The organism is Actinomadura geliboluensis (genome assembly GCF_043197915.1).
Taxonomy (GTDB): domain Bacteria; phylum Actinomycetota; class Actinomycetes; order Streptosporangiales; family Streptosporangiaceae; genus Spirillospora; species Spirillospora geliboluensis.
In genome coordinates, this window is the sequence record NZ_JBICUA010000010.1 from 363966 (window position 1) to 386267 (window position 22302).

At 71.3% G+C, this 22302-nt stretch carries 18 protein-coding genes; 6 read left to right on the forward strand and 12 right to left on the reverse strand.

All coding sequences use genetic code 11. From position 1 onward, the window contains the following. Window positions 1-13: 13 nt before the first annotated feature. The 4 genes from ACGFI1_RS30750 to ACGFI1_RS30765 form a co-directional block, all read right to left on the reverse strand. A complete protein-coding gene (locus tag ACGFI1_RS30750; protein ID WP_392790380.1) occupies window positions 14-2515 on the reverse strand; it encodes an ATP-dependent Clp protease ATP-binding subunit in 2502 nt (833 codons plus the stop codon). Window positions 2516-2596: 81 nt separating this feature from the next. Beyond that, window positions 2597-3121: a potassium channel family protein gene (locus ACGFI1_RS30755; protein WP_138636481.1), complete on the reverse strand. Its 525-nt coding sequence runs from the start codon at window positions 3119-3121 to the stop codon at window positions 2597-2599. A gap of 7 nt (window positions 3122-3128) precedes the next feature. Beyond that, on the reverse strand, window positions 3129-4073 hold the full coding sequence (locus ACGFI1_RS30760; RefSeq protein ID WP_392790384.1) for a DUF1731 domain-containing protein: 945 nt from the start codon (window positions 4071-4073) through the stop codon (window positions 3129-3131). 168 nt (window positions 4074-4241) lie between these two features. Continuing rightward, complete coding sequence (locus ACGFI1_RS30765; RefSeq protein ID WP_392790387.1) at window positions 4242-4421, reverse strand: hypothetical protein; 180 nt, start codon at window positions 4419-4421, stop codon at window positions 4242-4244. On the opposite strand from ACGFI1_RS30765, the gene ACGFI1_RS30770 reads away from it, so the two are divergent. Then, on the forward strand, window positions 4405-4584 hold the full coding sequence (locus ACGFI1_RS30770; RefSeq protein ID WP_392738901.1) for a lysine 5,6-aminomutase subunit alpha TIM-barrel domain-containing protein: 180 nt from the start codon (window positions 4405-4407) through the stop codon (window positions 4582-4584). The two genes, ACGFI1_RS30765 and ACGFI1_RS30770, sit on opposite strands and share 17 nt — an antisense overlap. A 622-nt stretch (window positions 4585-5206) precedes the next feature. On the opposite strand, the gene ACGFI1_RS30775 is transcribed toward ACGFI1_RS30770, so the two are convergent. The 4 genes from ACGFI1_RS30775 to ACGFI1_RS30790 all read right to left on the reverse strand — a co-directional run bounded on the left by ACGFI1_RS30775 (window position 5207) and on the right by ACGFI1_RS30790 (window position 9859). Then, window positions 5207-5410 carry a hypothetical protein gene (locus ACGFI1_RS30775; RefSeq protein WP_392790390.1) on the reverse strand — a complete coding sequence of 68 codons (204 nt, stop codon included), beginning with the start codon at window positions 5408-5410 and terminating at the stop codon, window positions 5207-5209. Window positions 5411-5877: 467 nt separating this feature from the next. Beyond that, complete coding sequence (locus tag ACGFI1_RS30780) at window positions 5878-6081, reverse strand: hypothetical protein (protein ID WP_386874457.1); 204 nt, start codon at window positions 6079-6081, stop codon at window positions 5878-5880. Window positions 6082-6350: 269 nt separating this feature from the next. Beyond that, a complete protein-coding gene (locus tag ACGFI1_RS30785) occupies window positions 6351-7619 on the reverse strand; it encodes an HNH endonuclease signature motif containing protein (protein ID WP_392790392.1) in 1269 nt (422 codons plus the stop codon). A 545-nt stretch (window positions 7620-8164) separates the two neighbouring features. Further along, window positions 8165-9859: a CocE/NonD family hydrolase gene (locus ACGFI1_RS30790; RefSeq protein ID WP_392790394.1), complete on the reverse strand. Its 1695-nt coding sequence runs from the start codon at window positions 9857-9859 to the stop codon at window positions 8165-8167. Window positions 9860-10032: 173 nt separating this feature from the next. Between ACGFI1_RS30790 and ACGFI1_RS30795 the strand changes: the two genes are divergently transcribed. After that, window positions 10033-11196: a glycoside hydrolase family 1 protein gene (locus tag ACGFI1_RS30795; RefSeq protein WP_392790397.1), complete on the forward strand. Its 1164-nt coding sequence runs from the start codon at window positions 10033-10035 to the stop codon at window positions 11194-11196. Window positions 11197-11243: 47 nt separating this feature from the next. Here ACGFI1_RS30795 and ACGFI1_RS30800 read toward each other — a convergent pair whose 3' ends face one another. Together ACGFI1_RS30800 and ACGFI1_RS30805 are read right to left on the reverse strand one after the other, a co-directional pair. Further along, window positions 11244-13541 (reverse strand): glycoside hydrolase family 3 C-terminal domain-containing protein, encoded by a 2298-nt coding sequence (locus tag ACGFI1_RS30800; protein WP_392790400.1) that lies wholly within the window; start codon window positions 13539-13541, stop codon window positions 11244-11246. Between the two features lie 13 nt (window positions 13542-13554). After that, window positions 13555-14289 carry a TetR/AcrR family transcriptional regulator gene (locus tag ACGFI1_RS30805; protein ID WP_392790402.1) on the reverse strand — a complete coding sequence of 245 codons (735 nt, stop codon included), beginning with the start codon at window positions 14287-14289 and terminating at the stop codon, window positions 13555-13557. Between the two features lie 278 nt (window positions 14290-14567). On the opposite strand from ACGFI1_RS30805, the gene ACGFI1_RS30810 reads away from it, so the two are divergent. The 4 genes from ACGFI1_RS30810 (at window position 14568) to ACGFI1_RS30825 (ending at window position 19878) form a co-directional block, all read left to right on the forward strand. Next, complete coding sequence (locus ACGFI1_RS30810; RefSeq protein ID WP_392790404.1) at window positions 14568-16100, forward strand: ABC transporter substrate-binding protein; 1533 nt, start codon at window positions 14568-14570, stop codon at window positions 16098-16100. Continuing rightward, a complete protein-coding gene (locus ACGFI1_RS30815; RefSeq protein WP_392741255.1) occupies window positions 16097-17041 on the forward strand; it encodes an ABC transporter permease in 945 nt (314 codons plus the stop codon). Before ACGFI1_RS30810 ends, ACGFI1_RS30815 begins: the two co-directional genes overlap by 4 nt. A 286-nt stretch (window positions 17042-17327) precedes the next feature. After that, window positions 17328-19031, forward strand: a complete 1704-nt coding sequence (locus tag ACGFI1_RS30820; RefSeq protein WP_392790407.1) for an ATP-binding cassette domain-containing protein — start codon at window positions 17328-17330, stop codon at window positions 19029-19031. A gap of 46 nt (window positions 19032-19077) precedes the next feature. Beyond that, complete coding sequence (locus ACGFI1_RS30825; RefSeq protein ID WP_392790409.1) at window positions 19078-19878, forward strand: ABC transporter ATP-binding protein; 801 nt, start codon at window positions 19078-19080, stop codon at window positions 19876-19878. On the opposite strand, the gene ACGFI1_RS30830 is transcribed toward ACGFI1_RS30825, so the two are convergent. Both ACGFI1_RS30830 and ACGFI1_RS30835 read right to left on the reverse strand, forming a co-directional pair. After that, on the reverse strand, window positions 19848-21431 hold the full coding sequence (locus tag ACGFI1_RS30830; protein ID WP_392790411.1) for a family 20 glycosylhydrolase: 1584 nt from the start codon (window positions 21429-21431) through the stop codon (window positions 19848-19850). The genes ACGFI1_RS30825 and ACGFI1_RS30830 overlap by 31 nt on opposite strands. Window positions 21432-21457: 26 nt before the next feature. Further along, window positions 21458-22279, reverse strand: coding sequence for a FadR/GntR family transcriptional regulator (locus ACGFI1_RS30835; RefSeq protein ID WP_205719175.1), 822 nt, complete (start codon window positions 22277-22279; stop codon window positions 21458-21460). Between the last annotated feature and the right edge of the window lie 23 nt (window positions 22280-22302).

Below are 22302 nucleotides of genomic sequence, written 5' to 3' on the forward strand. Positions count from 1 at the left end.
AGGACAATAACCCTTACTCGGTCGTGACGTCGAACTGGAGACCGCCGTTCACCGCGGACACCTCCACATGCCGCCCGTGCTCCAGATCGCCCGACAGCAGCAGATCGGCGAGCTGGTCGTCCACCTCCCGCTGGATCGTGCGGCGCAGCGGCCGGGCGCCGAACTCGGGCTGGTAGCCGCGCTCGGCGAGCCAGTCCACGGCCTCCTGGGTGAAGTCGACGTCGACGTCCTGCGCGCGGAGGCGGCGGCGCGTCTCGTCCAGCAGCAGGTCGGTGATCTGCCGCAGCTGCCCCGCCTCCAGCCGCCGGAACACGATGATCTCGTCGATCCGGTTGAGGAACTCGGGCCGGAACGACTCGCGCAGCCGCCGCATGATCCGGTCGCTGAGCGCGCTGCCCTCCCCGCTCGGCGTGCCGAACCCGATCTCCGTGGTGCCGGTGATCAGCTCCGAGCCCAGATTGCTCGTCATGATCACCACGGTGTTGCGGAAGTCGACGGTGCGGCCCTGCGCGTCCGTGAGCCGGCCGTCGTCGAGGAGCTGCAGCAGGACGTTGAACACGTCCTGGTGCGCCTTCTCGATCTCGTCCAGCAGGATCACCGAGTAGGGCTGCCGCCGGACGGCGTCCGTCAGCTGCCCCGCCTCCTCGTACCCGACGTATCCGGGCGGAGCGCCCATCAGCCGGCTGACGGTGTGCCGCTCCTGGAACTCGCTCATGTCGAACCGGATCATCCGGTCCCGGCTGCCGAACAGCGCCTCCGCCAGCGCCTTCGCCAGCTCCGTCTTGCCGACGCCGGTCGGGCCGAGGAACAGGAACCCGCCGATCGGACGGTCCGGGTCGCCCATCCCCGCGCGCGACCGCCGGACGGCCCGCGCCACCGCCGCCACCGCGTCCTCCTGCCCGACGACGCGCTGGTGCAGATGCTCCTCCAGCCGCGTCAGCCGCTCCCGCTCCGCCTCCGTGAGCTGCGTGACCGGCACCCCGGAGATGCGCGACACGACCTCGGCGATGTCCTCCGTCGTCACCTCCGGGACGGTCACGGGGGCGTCGTCGTCGCGCGCCGACTCCAGGTCCTTCTCCAGCCGGGCGATCTCGTCGCGCAGCTCCGACGCCTTCTCGTAGTCCTCGTCGGAGACGGCCTGGTCCTTCTCCCGGCGCCGCCGGTCGAGCCGCTGCTCCAGCTCCCGCCGGCTGCCGTCCCGCGTCCCCGAGCGCAGCCGCACCCGCGCGCCCGCCTGGTCGATCAGGTCGATCGCCTTGTCCGGCAGGAACCGGTCGGGCAGGTACCGGCTGGACAGGTCCACGGCCGCGACCAGCGCCTCGTCGGTGAACCGCACCGCGTGGTGCGCCTCGTAACGGTCCCGCAGCCCGCGCAGGATCTCGATGCTGTCGTCGACGCTCGGCTCGCTCACCAGGATCGGCTGGAACCGCCGCTCCAGCGCCGCGTCCTTCTCGATGTTGCGGCGGTACTCGTCGATCGTCGTCGCGCCGACCACGTGCAGCTCACCGCGCGCCAGCGGCGGCTTCAGCATGTTCCCGGCCGACACCGCGCCCTCCGCGCCGCCCGCGCCCACGATCGTGTGGATCTCGTCGATGAACACGACCAGCTCGTCGGCGTGCTCGCGGATCTCGTCCACGACCTTCTTCAGCCGCTCCTCGAAGTCGCCCCGGTACCGGGTGCCCGCGACCACGCCGCTCAGGTCCAGCTGGACGATCCGCTTGCCCCGCAGCGTCTCCGGCACATCGTCGTCGACGATCCGCTGCGCGAGCCCCTCGGCGATCGCGGTCTTCCCCACCCCCGGATCACCGATCAGCACCGGGTTGTTCTTGGTGCGCCGCGACAGCACCTCGACGGTCTCCTCGATCTCCTGGTGCCGCCCGATCACCGGGTCGATCCGCCCCTCCCGCGCCAGCGCGGTCAGATCGCGGCCGAACTCGTCCAGCGTCGGCGTCTCGGACGGCTGCCCGCCGCCCCCGCCGGGCGGCTGCCCCGGCCCGCCGCCGGTCGCCGCCTGCTGCAGCGAATCCGGCGTCACATGCTCATGGTCGAGAATGCGCCCGGCGCTGGACCCCCGGTCGAGCGCCAGCGCGAAGAGCACATGCTCAGGCCCGATATAGGACGACCCGAGCGCCCGCGACACCTGGTGCGAATCCAGCAGCGCCCGCTTCGCCGACGGCGTCAGCTCCGGCGGCACGTCCCGCGGCTCCCCCCGCCGCGCGTGCCCCTCGATCTCCTCCTTGATCTTGTCCGGGTCGGCGCCGGCCCGCGCGATCCACTGCCGCGTCCCCTGCTGCCGCGTCGCCGCCCACAGCAGATGGTCGGTGTCCAGATCGACGCTGCCCCACTGCGCCGCCTGCGCCGCCGCGTCCCGCACCAGCTCCCGCGCCGGCTCGCTCATCAGCCGCGCGATGCTGATCCGCTCCTGCGGCCGCCGGTGCGCCCGCGACCCGAAGAAGCGGGCGAGCATCTCCTCGAACGGATCCCTCCCACTGGGCCCGTACCATCCCGAGGTCATCTCGGAACCCCCCGGTCATCGAATGACACGTCCTGGCAACGGTCAAACACGTGCCCATGGCACGCTCCCGGAAACCCCTCGTCACCGGCCTTCCCGCCGCTCGACGCCCCGGCGCATCGCCTCCAGGAAGACCTTCGCGGTGAGACCGAGGAACACCAGGTCTCCGGCCATCTGCACGGTGGTCAGCACCCGCGCCGCCTGCGACACCGGAACGATGTCGCCGAAGCCGACCGACGAGAAGACGGTCATGGTGAAGTAAAGAGCGTCCACATGCGAGAGCCGCTCGGAGAACTCGGGCGACGCCCCGTTCCCCATCAGGCAGTAGCTCGTGGAGAACGCGACGACGAACAGCGCGGCGGACGTCATGAGCGCCTCAACGGCACGCAACCGCGGCGCCGGGTGCCGCACGATCGCCCGCGCCTGCCACCCGACCACCCCGGCGAGGACCGCCAGGACCGCCCCCAGCACCACCCCGCTGAAGGCCGTGAACGTCTTGTCCAGCGGCGCCACGAAGTAGGCCGCCAGCAGGAACGCCGTAGTCAGCCCCGACCGCAGGACCGTCCACAGCCCGAGCCGGCGGCCTTCCCACCACGAAGGGTCGTCCACCCCGTCTTCATGCCCGGGACCGCGCCCTCCGCACAAGATCCCGCGCGGCTTCCGGCCACCGCTCGTGCTCGAACCCGAACCCGGCGTCGAGCAACCGCCCCGGCACCACCCGCCGGCTCTTGAGCAGCAACTCGGTATCCGACCGGATCACGAGCGCCCCGATCTCCGCCATCCACGCGGTCGCGGGCAACCCGACCGGCACCCCCCAGGCCGACCGCAGCGCCCGCATGAACACCCGCTGCGGCAACGGCCCCGGCGACGCGAGATTCACCGCCCCCGCAATGTCGTCCCGCCCGATCAGGAACTCGACCGCCCGCACGAAGTCCACGTCATGGATCCAGGACACGAACTGCGCACCCCCGGCAACCGGCCCCCCGAGCCCGAGCCGAGCCATCCACGACAGGACGTCGAACACCCCGCCCCGATCAGGACTCATCACCATGGCCGCCCGCAAAGCGACCTTCCGAGTCTCCGGCGTCTCGGCCAACTCCTGCGCCCGCTCCCAATTCCGGGCGATCTTGACGCTGTATCCCCAGTACTTGGGCACCCCCGCCTCACCGCCACCGATCACCCCACCGGCCTCGTCATTGGCCGCATCGAACCGGTGCGCGTAGATCGTGGCCGTACTCATCTGCAACCACACCTTGGGCGGCCGAGCCGCGCCCGCGATCGCCTCCCCCACGACCCGAGCGGAGTGGACACGCGAATCCATCATTTCCTGCAGGTTGGCAGGCGTGTAACGACAACTGACACTCCGCCCGGCCAGGTTGATCATGACATCACTGCCGTCGACCACCTTCGCCCAGGACCCGAGCGTCCGCCCGTCCCACCCGACCTGACGCGCCCCCACAGGCGTCCTGGTCAGCACCACGACCTCATGCCCCGCCGCCGTCAAGGCACGATCCAGCACCGCCCCGACCTGCCCGGTCCCCCCGGGAATCACGACCCGCATCCCACTCCCTCCACCGACTACAACGACCCTAACCCCAAAAACTGAACACGTTCAATTACCTCCGGCCGTCAACACAGAGCCGACGAGGACCGGCCCGAAAACTGAAAGACACCCAGCACGCCGGACTGTGAGCCGGTGAGCACCCCACCAGCAGCCCGTTCAGCTAGGTCAGCGCAGCGACCACGCCCCAACCAACAAAGAAGGCAGCGCCGCACCAGCACCGCAAGCCAAGCGGACGTGCGGGTCGGACAACTCCAGGCCGGTGCGGCAGTTCTTCGTCCAGTAGGAGACGCCGCGCTCGCGGCTCGCCGGGCTGGAGCGCCTGGACATGATGCTCAACGACTGCATGTACGGCATCATCTTCCGCGACATCAACCCCCGCCGGACGTCCGCAGCCGTAGCCACGCCACCCGCCACCGCCAAAATCCGGCCGCCTTTCTCAACACCGATGTGCACCAGACCGCCAGCCCATCGTCCGCTACTGGACGCGGTTCTCGGCGACAGCGAGTGATGAGCGGCTTGCTGCCCAGGGCCGAGGTTCGCTGCTGATCACCGGCGCAGGGCTTCGATGGCGGCAGGGTCGGTTGCTCAGCGTGCGATGGGGTGCATCCTGCGTTGCGGCTATGTGGATAGCGGGCGCACCTGGGCAACGTGCGCGCGCCCATGACCCAACCGCCCGTTCCCTGACATGCCCTGGGGACAGCCGGCGGGTCACACCCGCCACAGAGGCGGTGGGCAACATGCAGCAGCCTCCAACGAGCTGCCGGTTCCGGCTTTCGTTGGACGGTCGTCGGGCTTTGGCGTGGCGGGGCCGTCAGGCGGCTTGGCTTGTCGGGGGTGGACGGCTGGCCGAGGTGGTGATCCACGATGGCGGGCCTATGGACCGCCCGGCACCGGGTGGTGGGAGCCGGTAGGTGTAGCGGCCGCCCGGTGGCTTGGCGATGTGGATGCGGTCGGGGTGGGTGTGTTTGTAGCGGTTGTGCCATCCGCAGGTGAGTTCGAGCTCGTCGATGTCGGTGGGGCTTCGGCCGAGCGTCCAGCCGTTGATGTGGTGGCGGCGCAGGATGCGGGAAACGGAGGGTGCATCTCTTCGTGAGCGCCGGCGTCCTTCGGCCGAACTCGGTGCGTCGAAGCTAGGCCCGCAGCGTCCCGGGGCCCTCGTGGGCGAACTCGGCCAGCACCAGCTGAGGAAGCCGTCCCTTGATTTTGACGCGCGCCGCGCCGACGCCACGGTGCGTCCGGACCGTGCCGTCATGGGGGTGATCGACCGGCACGGCCTGCGACGGGAGCGTCCTGCCCTCCGCCAGCCAACGGTCGAGGTCGGCGGCACCCTGCACGACCCCTTGCCCCGAAGGCACGCACAACCAGCGGACGAGCCTCTCGCTGAGACGTGCAGGCACCCATGTGGCCTGGGCAATCTGATCAGGTCCGGCCCGCGGTTCGTGCTGCGTGGCAAGTCACATGCCTCTCTACCTCGAGCGGGGTGTGAGACGGACTGGTGCGAGGCCACGCCGGTCCGGTCGTCCAGCCGGTCCTAGAGCTGGCCGTGGTACGGGACGTCCCAACTACTACAGTTTCTGGCAGGCAGTGGGTTCGCGGTTTCACCGCTGGCGAGCGTGCACGGGCTGATGCTGCTGGGCTGATCGGCTGGCGGGTTGATGTGGGCTATGCGGGCGGCGCCGCTCCCATGCCCTGGAGCGTTCGCCCTGGCGGGTTGTCGACCAAGCTTGACCGGGCCTGCGAACTAGGTCCAAAGCCGTTGGCCGGGGTCCGGACCCGTCGCTCAACCGGCCGACCAGGTCGGTTATCGGCTGCGGCCCACTCGAGTACCGCGGGCGTCATGCAGTCGAGCGTGCACATCCGGCCACAGCGCGAACCGGTTGTCCAGCCCGTGCGCGATCTCCGGCACCGACACGACCCGCACGCGCGCCGCCGCCAGCTCCACCGCGAGCGGCAGCCCGTCCAGGTGTCGGCACAGCTCTTCGACCGTGCCGGGCGGCAACCCCATGCCGGGACCCGCGGCCTCCACATCAGCGTCGTCAACGAAGGGCTTTGATGGGGGCAAGGCTCGCTGCTCGGTGTGCGAGGGGACGCGGCCTGCGGTGCTGCTGCGAAGGTCAGCGGGCGCATCTTGGCAACGTGCGTGCCCCCATGACCGAACCGCCCGTTCCCTGAAATGCACTGGGAACAGGCGGTGGGCAACAGGCAGCAGCCTCCAACGAGCTGCCGATTTCGGCTTTCGTTGGACGGTCGTCGGGCTTTGGCGCGGCGGGGCCGTCAGGCGGCTTGGCTTGTCGGGGGTGGACGGCTCGCCGAGGTGGTGATCCACGATGGCGGACCTATGGACCGCCCGGCACCGGGTGGGTGGAGGCAGTAGGTGTAGCGGCCGTCGGGTGTTTTGGTGATGGTGATCTGGTGCGGGTTGGTGTGTTTGTAGCGGTTGTGCCATCCGCAGGTGAGGGCGAGTTTGTCGATGTCGGTGGGGCTGTGGCCGAGGGCCCAGCCGTGGACGTGGTCGACCTCGCACAGTGTCCCGGGGACTTCGCAGTCCTGGACGGCGCAGGTGGAGTACAGGGTCTCCAGGACCTGGCGTTGCGGGGCGGTGGCGAACCGGACCCGGTGGCCCAGGTAGAGCGGGGTGTTGCCGCCGCCGAGCAGGAGGGGTGAGACTCCGGCGTTCAGGGCGATGCGGCGGGCTTGGGCGGCGGGGATGGGGGTGCCGTCGGTGAGGCGGGCGGGGGTGGTGCCGCCGGTGAGGGTGTCCAGGTCGCAGATGACGGTGACCTTGGTGGCCTTGTGCCCGCCCGACAGCACCGTGGTCAGTGCGGCTGCGGTGCGTTCGGACAGGTCACGCTGGTCGTCGGTTCCGGCGAGTTTGGCCAGCGGCCCGAGAGTGCCGTCCCAGATCGCGGCGTCTTCGGCGTTGAGCCAGCCCTTGATGTAGCGGCCGCCGTCGAGGGACCGGGTCGAGTCGATCCAGGATCGCTCGTAGCCGCGTGCGGCGTCCTCGGGGGCTTGTTCGGTGCCGTCGCGTTCGGCGATGACCTCGCGGATCCGCTTGCCGAAGCTGGCGACCTTTCCGGCGGAGAAGCCCTGGTCGACCATGCCCAGCAGGATGCTCTCGGCCGCGGGGCAGTCATCGTCGTCTAGTCGGGTGACTGCGTCGGCGATGGTGGCGGCATATCCGGCCGACAGGTCACCGGTGGTCCACCGCTCGGTCATCTCGGGCAGGCGGTGGCGCTGCCGGGCCAGGGTGAGGCGTTCCTTGGCGCGGGACTCGCGCATCCCGAGGCGGGACCGCAGCCAGGAGCGGGTGGAGGGGTATCCCCACCGCTGCACTTCGCGGGACCGGTCGACCACGCCGATGAACCCGGCCAGGGCGGCTTCATTCAGGTCGGTGGCGGTGGCGAGGGTTTCGGTGAGTTCCATGCACGCCGCTGCCGAGTCGGGGGCGGTGCGGGTGGCGAGTTCGGCGGCGATCGCTGATGCCGCGTTCACCAATTCCATGGTGGACGCGGCGTCGAGGTCGACCGCGATTGAACTCATGCCCTTATGATATCCGGCCGGACGCTGCTTCGTCCTTTCGAGCCGAAATTCGACCATGATTCTTTTGAGGCTTTCTTGATCGACTCTCGCCTGCTTTCTCGAAAGGTTCATTTCGGGCATTTCGATTTGAAGCTCTGCACTTGTGTGTTGTGTGTTTCTGGTTGGGGTGGGGGCGGCGCGTCGGGCAGAGGGCAGGCGGAGCCTGCCCGACGAAAGCTGCACTCAGGGGCCGTAGAGGCTCCGAAGTCAAGGGTGGGACGGAGTCCCATCGCGAAGCGACGCCGAAGGCGCCCTTGACTTTGGAGGGGCGGCCCCGTACGCAGCGCCGCCCCCACCACAATTCCCGGCATCAGAAGAGAGCAAGTGGCCCAGACCTTGATCGAGCAACCCAGGACGAGATCACGCATGGGAGCAATCTGAGAAACGATCGCGGATCACAGGAACGATTTCCGGCCACCCACACGCCTTCACCGTTCACCTCATCCTGCCCGGCGGCGCCGCCGGTCCAGTCACCAAGCAACGAATCCCAGAGCCATTACCACCGGCTACCCGACAGGAAGCGTGAGGGTGCCTGGAGTCTTCGGGCTGGTGTGGACGGTGACCGGGAGAACGGCGCGATTCCCCAAGTAGTTCAGGTCGCTCGACGCGACGACCACGCGCAGCCGGTGACCGGCCCGGAAGCGGTGGACGATGCCGGGCAGCGCGACGGTCACCGGCTTGCGGACGTCGGTCACCCGCACCGGTGAGACGAGCCGGCGCGCCAATGTGGCGGTGCCGTCCGGGGCCACGTCGTAGAGCTTGGCGAAGAGGACCAGTCGACCGTCCACACCCCGGGTCTGCGACCAGGCGGCGGCGGGCGACGAAAGCCGCACCGAGAGAGTGGGCGAGCCGACGACGTCCAGGTTTTGGGTCAGCGGAGTCGAGGTCCAGGCGGCGGAGGTGCCCGGTGCGTCGGCCGGTTGGATGTCGTTCAGCGCATCCTGGAACAGCGACAGCTCAGAGAACGACGTCGGCCAGGCACCCAGCGGGTTGCTGTAGGACGCCCGGCCGCTCACCACCTTGGACTTGGACGAGACCAGGCGGTCCTTACCGGAGAGGTAGAGCCGCTGCGAACGAACGGGCGTGCTCGCGTAGGCAGGAGCGGCATCCCCGTCATAGGAGACCCAAGGACGGAAGTAGGCGAACGCCGGGCCGGTACCAGTCGAAGAACCCTTGAGGTAGTGCGCGAACCAGGCGAGAGCCCGGCGGCCGACGTAGTTCGCGGTCGGGTTCTCCAAGTCCAGGTCACCGGCGGCGTTGGGCCCGCTGTGGCCGCCGGAGTGCCAGATCATCTTGACCGGCGTGCCCTGCGCCTTGAGGTCCCGGTACGTCTCGGCGGCCTCCTGCAAGTTGAAGAGGGTGTCGGTCTGGCCCTGGACGAGCAGCGTCGGCGCCTTGATCCGCGAGACATAGGACGCGACCGAGGCCGCCCGCAGGTAGGCCAGGCTGTTCGAGCGCGGCGTACCGAAGATGAGGCTTTCCGCGACGGCCTGGCAGAGGGCGGTCGGGAAGTTGGGGCAGCCCATGAGCCGGGACGGATCCGCCTGCGCCTCACTCACACCCCGGTAGGCGCCCAGCGCGAAGAACCCGAGGCCCCACAGCAGTTTCGTCGCGCCAGGTCCAGCAGAAGCCAGCCGCCCGGACGATGCCAGCTCGTTGTTGGGAGCCAAGGAGTAGCGCAGGTCATGCCAGGTGTCGATCGGGACGAGCGCGTCGATCCGGCCGTCCATGCCGGCGGCGGCGAACTGGGCACCACCGCCGTACGAGCCGCCGATCATGCCTACGCGGGGGTCGCCGGGACCGTCCAGCCGGACGGACGTCACGCGCGTCCCGTCCGAGGATGCGACCTTCCCGGCGAGGAAGCTCACCAGGTGGCGGGCGGCGACGCCATCGTAGTCGGGATGGTCGAGGGTGATGCGGCACGTGCTCCCGCCCGCGCCCAGGCCGGAGTAGGCGAGCACGACGTATCCCTGCTGCACGAACGCCTTCGCCGTCCCGGCCAGGTCGTCCTTGGAGCCGCCGAAGCCGTTCGTGGTCAGCACGGCCGGGGCCCGACCGGTGCCGACGGGCTCGTACAGGTCGGCGACGACCCTGCACGGCTGATCGCGGCCAGGTCCGACCTTCAGGTCAAGGCTGACGGATCGCATCGAGTACCCGGCCGCCGAAGCGGCGGGGACGGCGACCAAGGTCGTGGCCAGCATCGGAACGGGCAAGGCTGCGGCGAAGCCCAACCGCAGACGCAAAGGCAGACGCAGACGCAAAGGCGAAGGCACACGCGGGCGCAGACGCATACGGCGGCTCCAGGGGGAGAGGAGGAAGCGGCGAAACCTTACCAAGTGGTAAGTTTTGGCGCTAGATCCACAGAGGAGGCAGTGTGCGCACTTTCCCGGACGGATTTCTCTGGGGCGCGGCCACCAGCGCCCACCAGACCGAGGGCAACAACACCGCAAGCGACTTCTGGGCGCTGGAGAACAGGCCCGGCGGGTTCCTCCCCGACCGCAGCGGGGACGCCTGCGACTCCTACCACCGCTGGCCGGAAGACCTCGACATCGTCCAGAGCCTCGGCCTCAACGCCTACCGTTTCAGCATCGAATGGGCGCGCATCGAGCCCGTGGAGGGCCACATCTCACGAGCCGAACTGGCGCACTACCGCCGCATCATCGAAGGCTGTCTGGAGCGGGGCCTCACCCCCGTGGTGACGCTGCACCACTTCACCACTCCCCTCTGGTTCCAAAAGGCGGGCGGCTGGACGTCCCCAGAGGCGACCGAGAGGTTCCGGCGCTACGTCCGAGCCGTCCTGCCGATCCTGGACGGCGTCGAATGGGTCTGCACCATCAACGAGCCGAACATGCTCGCGATGATGGCGAACATGGTGAAGGCGGAGAAGCGCGAGGAGAACGTCGCCGGCGCGATGCCCCCGCCCGACCAGGCCATCGCGGACGCGCTCATCACCGCGCACCGCGCCGCCCGCGAGGAGCTCACCGGCTTCAAGGCGGGCTGGACGGTCGCGAACCAGAATTTCGAGCCGGTCGACGGCGCCGACGCCGAATGCCGTGAATGGGCCTGGTCCCGCGAAGACCTGTTCCTCGACGTCGCGGCGGACGACGACTTCATCGGCGTGCAGGCGTACACCCGCGTCCTGATCGGCCGGGACGGCGCGCTGCCCGTCCCGGCCGACGCCCGGCGAACCCTCATCGGCTGGGAGTTCCATCCGGCGGCGCTCGGCAACGCCGTCCGGCACACGGCGGACCGCATCCCCGGCGTACCGATCCTGATCACCGAGAACGGCATCGCCACCGCCGACGACGCGGAGCGCGCCGAGTACACCGACGCCGCCCTGACCGGCCTGCACGCGGCGATCGAGGACGGCATCGACGTGCGCGGCTACCTGCACTGGTCCCTGCTCGACAACTACGAGTGGGGCACGTACGCGCCGACGTTCGGCCTGGTGGCGGTCGACCGGACGACGTTCGCCCGGACGGTCAAGCCCAGCGCCCGCCACCTCGGCGACCTCGCCACCGGCCGCACCACCCTCTAGGCGACACCGGCCGCACCACCTCCAGGCGCCACCGGCCGCACCGCCCTCTAGGCGACACCGCCGGAGACGGCGGCGACGAGTTCGTCCACGACGTCCGGGGTCAGGCCGATCCCGAAGGTGCTGAACTTGGCCAGCGGGATGCCCCGCACCAGCGTGAACAGCGCCGGCGGCAGATCGGCCGACTCCGACAACCGCGTCCCGATCCGCTCCCTGAGCACCGGCCCCCCGACCGGATGATCGAGCCATTCGCCGAGCGTCGACATCCGGCTGAGCGCGTCCACATGCCCGTCCCCGGCGGCGGTCACCGCCCGCCGCAGCCGGATGTCGCGGGACGAGGCGCCGACCTCCACCGTGAAGGGCCCCGCGTCGATCCGCCAGCTGCCGCGCGACACCGACCACCACGCGATGTCGCGTCCGGTCAGCGTGAACGACACCCGCGTCCCGGCGCCGGGCTCCAGCTCGACCTTGGCGAAGCCGCGCAGCTCGTGCCGCGGACGGGTCGGGTGCTCCTCGTCGAAGGCCACGTACAGCTGGACGACCTCGGCGGCGGCCCGCTCACCGACGTTCGTGACGGTGCACTCGACCGCCCACGCGTTCGGAGCGGTCTCGGTGACGGCCAGGTCGGTGTACTCGAACCGCGTGTACGTCAGGCCGTGGCCGAAGGGGTAGGCGACGTCCACGTCCAGCGTGTCGTAGTACCGGTAGCCGACGTACCGCCCCTCGCCGTAGGCGACGTGGCCGTCCCCGCCCGGGAAGTGCAGGTGGGACGGGACGTCCGCGAGCCGGTGCGGGATCGTCTCGGTCAGCCGCCCGGACGGGCTGCACGCGCCGAGCAGCAGGTCGGCGATCGCCGAGCCGCCCGCCTGGCCGGGCAGCCACGCCTCCAGGATCGCGGCCGCGTCGTCCGCCCAGCCGCTGACCGCCACGACGCCGCCGTTGGCGAGCACCACCGCGACCCGCGAGCACGCCCGCGCGACGGCCCGCAGCAGCCCGACCTGCGCCTCGGGCAGGTCGATGGACGCCCGGTCGAAGCCCTCCGACTCCGCCTCGCCCGGCAGCCCGAGGAACAGCACCGCGACGTCGGCCTCGGCGGCGAGTTCGACCGCCTCCCGCTTCAGCGGCTCGTCCGGCGCGCCGTCCAGCCGGTACCCGGCGGCGAATCCGAACGCCGGCCCGGCGTCCCGCAGCGCGTCCCAGGCCGAGTCGAGCCGCGTCGGGACGACGTGCGAGCTGCCGTAGCCCTGGTAGCGCGGCGTCCGCGCCAGCTCCCCGATCACCGCGACGCGCGCGGACGGCGTCAGCGGCAGCACGCCGTGCTCGTTCTTCAGCAGGACGGCCGACCCGCGCGCCGCCTCCCGGGCGAGGTCGTGGTGGGCGCCGGCGTCCCAGTCCTCGTACCGCTCGGCGGCCGCGACGCGCCGCGCCAGCGCATGGACCCGCGCGGCCGACCGGGTGACGGCCGCCTCGTCCAGGCGCCCGTCCCGGACGGCGTCCACGATCTCCTGGTCGGTGCGGGTCGGCGGCATCTCCAGGTCGAGCCCGGCGGCGACCGCGGCGGCCCGGTCGTTGACGGCGCCCCAGTCCGACACGACCAGTCCGTCGAAGCCCCACTCGTCGCGCAGGACCTCGGTGAGCAGCCAGTGGTTCTCGCTCGCGTACGCCCCGTTGATCTTGTTGTAGGACGACATGACCGTGTAGGGCGCGGCCTCCCGCACGATGTGCTCGAACGCGGCGAGGTAGATCTCGCGGAGCGTCCGCTCGTCGACGTCCGCGCTGATCCGCATCCGGTCGGTCTCCTGGTTGTTGACCGCGAAGTGCTTGACGCAGGCGCCGATCCCGCGCGACTGGATCCCGGCGACGAGGGCGGCCCCCATCACGCCCGTGACGTGCGGGTCCTCGGAGAAGTACTCGAAGTTCCGGCCGCACAGCGGGGACCGCTTGATGTTGACCCCGGGCCCGAGCACGACGTCGGCGCCGAGCGCGGACGCCTCCCGCGCCAGCGCCGCGCCCACCCGCCGCGCCAGCGCCGCGTCCCAGGACGAGCCGAGCGTGACCGCCGGCGGGAAGCAGGTGGCGGGGACGCTGTTGGTGAGCCCCAGCGCGTCCCCGGACCCCTTGACCTGCCGGCGGATGCCGTGCGGGCCGTCCGCGAAGGTGACGGCGGGGACCGTGTCGCGGACGGCGGTCGACCGCCAGGTGCTGCTCCCGGACGTGAGCGACGCCTTCTCCTCCAGCGTCAGCTCCGCGACCTCGTTCAGCGTCAGCTCCGCGACCTCGTTCAGCGTCGGCTCCGCGACGTCGTTCAGCGTCGGCTCCGCGGCGGATGCCGGCTCGGACTGGGTCATGTGACTCCTCGGCTCATGGTTCGGCTTGTGTCGGCGAGTCGCCGGAAGAAACGGCGTCCGCGCCCGGAACGGCGTCCGGCCCAGGAACGGCCTCCGCGCCCGGAACGGCGGCCGCGCCCGGAACGGCGTCTTCCGGGGACGGGAAGTCGATGGTGAGGCCGAGCTGCCGCAGGAACGCGACGACGGACGCGTGCATGTCGACGGCCTCCGGTTCGAGGAGCCACTGCGTCTGCAGCCCGTCCATCAGCCCGAGCAGCTGGCTCGCGACGAGCGCCGGGTCGTGCGCGAGCGGCGGATCGGCCTGGGCGAACAGCGCGGTGAGCGCCTGCGTCAGCCGCTCCCGCAGCACCCGGTACCGCTGGACGAAGTAGTCGTGCGCCGGATGCTCGGGGTCGGCGGCCTCGCCGGAGATCTTCACGTAGAGGCCGACGAGTCCGGGCGTCTGCATGTTTCGCCAGACGATGCCGACGATGATGCCGAGCAGCTTCTCGGGACGGTCCCGCACGCCGGGTTCGAACAGCAGCCGGGCGTCCACCCGGTCGCGGCGCCCGAGCACCTTGATCAGCAGGCTCTCCTTGCCGGGGAAGTGGTGCAGCAGCCCGGCATGGGTGAGCCCGGCGTGCGCGGCGATGTCGCGCAGCGACACCGCGTGGAACCCCGACTTGGAGAACAGCTCCGTGGCCGAGTCGAGGATGCTCGCCCGGGTCCGCTCGCCCTTCGTCAGCTTGCGGGGGGTCTGTTCGGTCATCGGCAGGGGCCTCTCTGGATCTCCGGCTTGGTGGGCACGCCGGAACCGGCGGCGCCGCCTCGGCCGCTCGCGGCACGGGTTCCGGGTGCAGCGCCAACGGTACGGCCTGCGTCCCGGCCTCGACCGCAACGAAACCGGCCGCCCGGCACGGAACTGACCAGGCGGTAGGTTTCGTCATCACAAAACCTACCACGTGGTTAGTTTTGGTTGTATGCTCGCCGAAATCTCGGTCGAAACCCCGTCGAATCGGCTGTTCTGCCCGGACATCGGAGTGGGTCATGAAGAAGATCATCAAAGGCACCGCCCTGCTCGCGGCGTGCGTCACCGCGACGGCGCTCACCGGCTGCGCCGACTCCGGCGGTGGGAAGTCCGGCGGCTCGGCGAACCTCGACATCGCCACGCTGACGCTCCCGCAGAGCCTCGACCCCGCGGACGCCACCGGCAGCGCCCTGCCGTTCTTCCAGGCCGTCTACGACACGCTCATCAAGCGCGAACCCGACGGCACGTACAGCCCGATGCTCGCCACCAAGTGGGAGTACAGCGCCGACCGCACCCAGCTGAAGCTGACCCTGCGCGACGACGTGAAGTTCGACGACGGCTCCCCGTTCGACGCGGCGGCCGTGAAGGCGAACATGGAGCGCTTCGCCAAGGGGACGGGCGCCTCCGCCAAGACGCTCGCCGACGTCAAGACCATCGAGGTCGTCGACAAGACGCACGTGACCCTGCACCTCGCCCAGCCCAACCCGGCGATGCTGTACTACCTCAGCGACGCCGCCGGCCTGATGGCGAACCCCGCCGACTTCACCGAGCCGGGCAACCCGCTGAAGACCAAGCCGGACGGCACGGGACCCTATGACCTCGACTCCAAGCGGACGGCCATCGGCACCAAGTGGGTCTACACGCGGGCCTCGAACTACTGGGGCGCCAAGCTCCCCTACAACGAGCTCACGTTCCACTACTTCAACAACGAGACCGCGGTCGTGAACGGCCTCAAGACCGGCCAGATCAACGCCGCGCTCCTCCAGGCCGCCGACCAGCAGTCCCGCATCGAGTCGGACCCGAAGGTGAAGACGACCAAGCAGGAGTTCGACTTCCAGGGACTGCTGCTCTTCGACCGCGACGGGAAGATCGCGCCCGCGCTCGGCGACGCCCGCGTCCGGCAGGCGCTCAACCACGCCATCGACCGCAAGACGATGCTCGACAAGCTCCGCCAGGGCCGCGGCCAGCTCACCGACCAGATCTTCGGCACCCAGACCGCCGCCTACGACCAGCGCTTCGACTCCTACTACCCGCACGACCCCGCGAAGGCCCGCGAGCTGCTCAAGCAGGCCGGGTACGCGGACGGGTTCAGCCTCAAGCTGCCGCGCATCACCGCGATCGTCCCGGACGCGCTCGCCGCGTCCCTCCAGTCCGACCTCGATGCCATCGGCGTGAAGGTGACCTGGGACGTCATCGACCCGTCCCAGATCCAGAAGATCTACACCGACCGCAAGTACCCGGCGATGGTGATGAACATCGGGCAGTCCCCGAACGACTGGGTCGCGATCGGCGGGCTCGTCCTGCCCGGTGTCGGCAACATGTTCGGCACCACCGACGCGACCGTGCAGGGGCTGCTGCCGAAGATCCAGAAGGCGTCGCCGGAGGAGGCGAAGGCCGACCTGAAGGCGCTGAACGAGCACCTGGTCAAGGAGGCGTGGTTCGTGCCGTTCTACCGGATGACGTACCTGCACGTGTCGGACGGCTCGGTGAAGATCACGCCGCAGGCCGGGATGGCGGTGCCGTCCGTCTACAACTACGCGCCGGCGAAGTGACGCGGTTCCTCGCGCGCCGGGCCGCGGCGGGGGCGGTGCTGCTGTTCGTGATCTCCGTCCTGTCCTACCTGCTGCTGTCGATCCCGGACAACGACGTCGGGCGGCAGATCCTCGGCGGGCAGGCGCCGCAGGACCTGGTGGACGCCAAGAACGCCGAGCTCGGCCTCGACCGGACCGTCCTCGTCCAGTACGCCGACTGGCTGGCGCACGCCGTCCGGGGCGACTTCGGGACGTCCTGGTTCACCGGCGAGGACGTCGTCCAGGCGATCTCGACGCGGCTGCCGGTCACGCTCAGCCTGATGGCCGGGGTCACGCTGGTCACGGCCGCCCTGTCGCTGCTGCTCGGCGTGTGGGCGGGCGTCCGGCGCGGCGCGGCCGACCGGTTCGTGCAGGTGCTCGGCGTCATCGGGTACGCGCTGCCGGGCTTCCTCGTCACGCTGGTGATCGTGGTCGTGTTCGCGGTGCGGCTGCGCTGGTTCCCCGCGATCGGCTACACCGGGCTGACCGAGTCGCCGTCCGGCTGGCTGGCCACGGTCACGCTGCCGATCGCGTCGCTGTCGGTCGCGGGCGTCGCCGGCGTCTCGCAGCAGGTGCGCGGCGCGGTCATCGACGTGCTGCGGCAGGACTACGTCCGCACGCTGCGGGCGCGCGGGCTGCCGCCGTCCCGGATCCTGTTCCGGCACGTGCTGCGCAACGCGGCGGCGCCCGCGCTGACCGTCCTCGGCCTGCAGTTCGTCGGCCTGCTCGGCGGCGCGGTGCTGGTCGAGCAGATCTTCGGGCTGCCGGGGATCGGCAGCATGACCGTCACCTACACCACCCGCGGCGACATCCCCGTGATCATGGCGCTGGTCATGGTCACCGTGATCGGCGTCATCGCGGTCAACCTCCTGGTGGACGTCATGATCGGCTGGCTGAACCCGAAGGCGAGGGTCTCCTCATGAGCGAAGCGGGCCGGGGGGCGCGGGGGGGCGGCCCCCCCCCCCGGGCGCCCCCGGCCGGCGGGGGGGGGGGGGGGGAAACGCGCGGCGCGGGGTGGGCGGCCCGGCGGCGCGTCATAGTCGTCGCGGGGGTCTGGGCCCCGGTGAGGGGCTCCTCGGCGTCAACCCGCGGGGGGGAGGTGTGTCGGGGCGGGCGCACCCCCCGGGGGGGGGGCCCCGCCGGCGCGCGGGGGGGGGGGGGGGGGGGGGGCCCCCCCCCCCGCGAAGGGCGCCGCAGGCCGTCGGGAGGGTGCTGCGGAATCCGCTCGGCGCGGTGTCGGCGGCCCTGCTGCTCGTCATCGTCGTCGCGGTGGTCCTCGCGCCGGTGCTCAGCCCGCAGGACCCGAACGCCGCGAACCTGCGCGACTCGTTCGGCGGCCCCGGCGCCGGGCACCCGCTCGGCTTCGACTCCGCCGGACGGGACGTCCTGGCGCGGCTACTGCACGGCGGCCGCAACACCCTCGGCGGCGCGGTGATCGCGCTGCTGGTCGCGCTCGGCCTCGGCGTCCCGTCCGGGCTGGTGGCGGGCTACCGGGGCGGACGGTTCGACGCGGCGGCGACCTGGGTCGTCAACCTCGTGATGGCGCTGCCCGCGATGGTGGTGCTGCTCGCGTCCCGCGCGATCCTCGGCTCCACGGTGTGGGTACTGATGATCGTCCTCGGCGTGCTGGTGTCGCCGTCCTTCTTCCGGCTGGTGCGCGGCATCGTCGCGGGCGTCCGGAACGAGCTGTACGTGGACGCGGCGCGGGTGTCCGGGCTGACCGACCCGCGGATCGTCGCACGGCACGTGCTCATCGTGGTGCGCGCGCCGATCATCATCCAGACCGCGCTGGTCGCCGGGCTCGCGATCGGGCTGCAGGCCGGGCTGGAGTTCCTCGGCATCGGCAGCGGCGACACCCCGACCTGGGGCGCGATGCTGAACGAGGCGTTCCAGAACATGGAGCGCGCACCCTCGATGATCGTGTGGCCGGGGCTGGCGCTGGGACTCACCAGCGCGTCCCTGGTGCTGCTGGCGGGGGCGCTGCGCGACGCGCTGGAGGACCGCGGCGCACCGCCCCCGGCCCGCCACCGTCCCGCCGCGGCCCCGGCACCGCCCGAGACCGGCGGCACCGGCACCGCCCTGCTGTCGGTGCGCGGCCTCGCGGTCGCCTACGGGCTCGCCGACGGGACGTCCAAGCAGGTCGTGCACGGCGTCGACCTCGACGTGCGGGAGGGCGAGATCGTCGGGCTGGTGGGCGAGTCCGGCTCCGGCAAGACGCAGACGGCGTTCTCGATCCTCGGCATCCTGCCCGAGGGCGGGCACGTCAGCGGCGGCAGCGTCATCGTGGACGGGCGTGAGGTCGTCGGCCTGCCCGAGCGCGAGCACCGGGCGCTGCGCGGCGACGTCATCGCGTACGTCCCGCAGGAGCCGATGAGCAACCTCGACCCGTCCTTCACGATCGGCGCGCAGCTCGTCGAGCCGATGCGGTACAAGCTCGGCCTCTCCAAGGCGGACGCGAGGCGCCGCGCGCTCGACCTGCTCCGCACCGTGGAGATCGCCGACCCGGAGCGGACGTTCGGCGCGTACCCCCACGAGATCTCCGGCGGGATGGCGCAGCGCGTCCTCATCGCGGGGGCCATCTCGTGCGACCCGAAACTGCTGATCGCGGACGAGCCGACGACCGCGCTGGACGTCCTGGTGCAGGCGGAGGTGCTGGCGCTGCTGCGCCGCCTCCAGCGGGAACGCGGCCTCGGCGTGCTGCTGGTCACGCACAACCTCGGCGTCGTCGCGGACGTGTGCGACCGCGTCGCCGTGATGCACGACGGCCGCATCGTCGAGACGGGCCCCGCCGGGCGGGTGCTGACCGACCCGCGCGACGACTACACGCGGCGGCTGCTGGACGCCGTCCTGGACGACGCCCCGACCCGCGCTCCCTGGCGCCCCGTGGACCTGGTGAAAGGCGGGCACTCGTGAAGGCGGGCAGGCGTGAGAGGCCGGCACTCGTGAAAGGCGGGCAGGCGTGACCGCGAACGATGAACTGCTGACGGTCGAGGATCTGCGGGTCTCGTTCCCCGGGAAGGGGCGGCGGGCGCCGCGCAACGAGGTGCTGCGAGGCGTGTCGCTGGACGTCCGTCCAGGTGAGACGGTCGGCCTGGTCGGCGGGTCCGGGTCGGGCAAGACGACGATCGGGCGGGCGATCCTCGGGCTCGTCCCGGTCGAGTCGGGCGCGATCACGTTCGCGGGCGAGCGCATCGAGCGGGCGCCGGCCCGGCGCCGGCGCGCGCTGAGCCGCGACATCCAGGTCGTCTTCCAGGACCCCTACACCTCGCTGAACCCGTCGCTGACCATCGGCGACACGCTGTCGGAGCCGCTGCTCGCCCAGGGCCGCACCCGCGCGGACGCGCGGCGAAAGGTCGGCGAGCTGCTGGACCGCGTCCGGCTCCCGGCGGACGCCGCCGACCGGCTGCCGCGCGAGTTCTCCGGCGGGCAGCGGCAGCGCGTCGCGATCGCCCGCGCGCTCGCGATCGGCCCGAAGCTGATCGTGTGCGACGAGCCGGTGTCGGCGCTCGACCTCACCACGCAGAAGACCGTCCTCGACCTGTTCCTGGAGCTGCAGGAGCAGACGGGCGTCGCGTACCTGTTCATCTCGCACGACCTGGCGGTGATCCGGGTCGTGAGCCACCGGGTCGCGGTCGTCCACCAGGGCGAGATCGTGGAGGCGGGCGCCGCGGCCGAGGTGACGTCCCGGCCGCGGCACTCCTACACGCGGGCGTTGATGAAGGCGGCCTCCTACGGCGCGAACACGGTGGCGGAGCGGTAGTAGCCGGTGAGCCCGAGGCGCTCCCACCCGGCGCCGTGCCCGGCGACGCGCCGCCGGTAGTCGTCCCAGCCGGTGCGTTCGGGCGTCCATGCCTTCTCCGCGATGCCCGCCAGCCGGGGGAGCAGCAGGAACGCGAGGTCGTCGAAGTCCTTGACGGTCTCGCACCAGATGGCCGCCTCGACGCCGGCGAGGCGGGCGCCGTCCGGGATCTCGGTCAGCGTGCCGGGCGTCCAGTCGAACAGCTCGCGGCAGGTGCGGGTCGAGTAGGAGTCGTGGCCGACCTCCGTCCGACGCCCGGTCTGGGCGGCGTCCACCGAGTCGTCGGCGTACTGGCGGTCGAGGTACAGGAAGCTGCTGGCGGAGGCGAGCACGGGCGTCCCGGCCGCGACCGCCTTCGGGACGTCGTCCGCCGCCTGCGCGAACGTCTCCGCGACGACCTCCAGCAGCGCGTGGTGCTCGGCCGGTGTCTTCGCGCGGGCCGCGTCCAGGTCGAACTCGTCGCCGGCGCCGATCCACGCCTGCGCGATGTCGTGCGGCGTCAGCGCGCCCGACCGGGCGGTCTCCTGCCAGCCCGCGACCTTCTTGCCCGTCGCCCGCGCGATCTCCAAAGCACGCGCGACGAACTGCTCGTACAGGTCGTCCGGCATGCCGAACGCCTCGTCCCCGCCGAGGTGCAGGTATGCGCCGGGGGTGAGCGCGGCGACCTCCCCCAGCACGTCCCGGACGAACCGGAACGTCACCTCGGCGCGCGGATCGAGGTAGGCGAGGTACTTGTGCGGCGGCTCCGCGTCCCCCTGCAACTCCGGGTAGGCGCGGACGGCCGCGAGCACATGGCCGGGCATGTCCAGTTCGGGCACGACGGTGACGTACCGGGCGGCCGCGTAGGCGACGATCTCCCGGTAGTCGTCCTGCGTGTAGTGCGGGAGGTCGCCGGTCAGCCGCGGCCACGCCTCGATCTGCAACCGCCACGCCTGGCTGTCGGACAGGTGCAGGTGCAGCACGTTGAACTTGTAGAAGGCCAGCAGGTCGATGACCTTCTTGACCTGCTCGACGGTGAAGAACCGCCGCACCACGTCCAGCGACAGACCGCGCCACGCCCACGCCGGGCCGTCCGCTATCCGCGTCCCGGACGCCGTGAAGCCGCCGCCGTCCTGCTCCGGCCGGAGCAGTTGCGCGAACGTCGTGGCGCCCCGGAACAGCCCCTCCGCCGAGGACGCGGTGACGGTGGCGCCGCGCTCACGCACGTCCAGCTCGTACAGCTCGCGCCCGGCGTCGCCTTCGTCCAGCGGGTCGATCCCCTGGACGCGCGCAACGTCGGCGACCGGCGGGTCCCGCAGCAGCACGAGGTTGAGGTCGCCCTCGCCGCCAACCTGGAGGACGGGTTCGGCGCCGTGCAGCGTGCGGAGCACGTCCACGACGACCTCGCCCAGCCCGCGCAGGCCGTCGGACGGCACGGCGACCCGGGGTTCGGCGCCCAGCCGGAGCACCGCTCCTCCGACCGGCGTCACTCGCTGGGGCAGGGGCACGAGACCGGCGATATCACTCACCCCCATTTTCTACCACGTGGTAAGTAACGGGGTCACGCGTGCTCGGCGGGCTGCACCAGCGGCCGCAGCAGCGTCGCCTGGACGCGCTGGTCCTCGCTGACGCCCGTCATCGGGTACTTCTGCGCCGTCTGGAGATGCCCGCGCAGCAGCCGGGCGACGCCCTCGGCGTCCCCCTCCTCGATGAGCGCGAGCGCCTGCGCGTGCTCGTCCAGGGCCTGGCGGCGCAGCGCGGGCTCCGGGAAGAACCCTGCGCGGGTCGCGTGCTCGGACCAGTCGCGCTCCTGCGCCGTCCACAACGTCTCCAGCGCGCCCGCCACCACGAACAGCGTCTCGTTCCCGCACAGCCGGACGATCGCCTCGTGGAACTCGCGGGACGCCGGCGTCGCGCGCTTCTCGTCCCCCGTCTCGACGGCGTGCACGAGGCTCTCGTGCGCGCGCCGCAGCTCCGGGACGACGGCCGTGTGCCGGTCCGGGCGCTGCGCGCACAGCGCCGCGCAGAACGGCTCGATCTGCTGGAGCGCGAACCCGACGTCCGGCAGCGCCGCCTGCCGCGACTCCAGCACGAGCGCCAGCATGTAGGCGACGCTGTCGCGCTTCGGCGCGTGCACCACCGAGCCGCCGGTGTTGCCGCGCCGGACGGTGATCAGCCCCTCGGTCTCCAGGATGCGCAGCGCCTCCCGCGCGGCGAGCTTGCTGACCCCGAACTCCTCCAGCAGGTCCGACTGCTTGGGCAGCAGGCTGCCGTCGGGCAGCTCGCCGCGCAGGATGCGGGCCCGCAGCGTGTCGGCGAGCAGGTCCGCGACCCGCGGCTGGCGCATCTGCGCGCGCGGCTCCGGGGTGCCGGTGTCCTCCACCGTGTCCGTGTCCTCTCGGATGT

Excerpts from the sequence above, each read along its gene's own strand:
- ACGFI1_RS30800 (WP_392790400.1), bottom strand. The coding sequence starts at position 13,541 with ATGACCCAGTCCGAGCCGGCATCCGCCGCGGAGCCGACGCTGAACGAC.
- ACGFI1_RS30770 (WP_392738901.1), top strand. The coding sequence starts at position 4,405 with ATGCTCAACGACTGCATGTACGGCATCATCTTCCGCGACATCAACCCC.
- ACGFI1_RS30765 (WP_392790387.1), bottom strand. The coding sequence starts at position 4,421 with ATGCAGTCGTTGAGCATCATGTCCAGGCGCTCCAGCCCGGCGAGCCGC.
- ACGFI1_RS30830 (WP_392790411.1), bottom strand. The coding sequence starts at position 21,431 with ATGGGGGTGAGTGATATCGCCGGTCTCGTGCCCCTGCCCCAGCGAGTG.
- ACGFI1_RS30760 (WP_392790384.1), bottom strand. The coding sequence starts at position 4,073 with ATGCGGGTCGTGATTCCCGGGGGGACCGGGCAGGTCGGGGCGGTGCTG.
- ACGFI1_RS30785 (WP_392790392.1), bottom strand. The coding sequence starts at position 7,619 with ATGAGTTCAATCGCGGTCGACCTCGACGCCGCGTCCACCATGGAATTG.
- ACGFI1_RS30790 (WP_392790394.1), bottom strand. The coding sequence starts at position 9,859 with ATGCTGGCCACGACCTTGGTCGCCGTCCCCGCCGCTTCGGCGGCCGGG.
- ACGFI1_RS30780 (WP_386874457.1), bottom strand. The coding sequence starts at position 6,081 with ATGGGGTTGCCGCCCGGCACGGTCGAAGAGCTGTGCCGACACCTGGAC.
- ACGFI1_RS30805 (WP_392790402.1), bottom strand. The coding sequence starts at position 14,289 with ATGACCGAACAGACCCCCCGCAAGCTGACGAAGGGCGAGCGGACCCGG.
- ACGFI1_RS30810 (WP_392790404.1), top strand. The coding sequence starts at position 14,568 with ATGAAGAAGATCATCAAAGGCACCGCCCTGCTCGCGGCGTGCGTCACC.
- ACGFI1_RS30750 (WP_392790380.1), bottom strand. The coding sequence starts at position 2,515 with ATGACCTCGGGATGGTACGGGCCCAGTGGGAGGGATCCGTTCGAGGAG.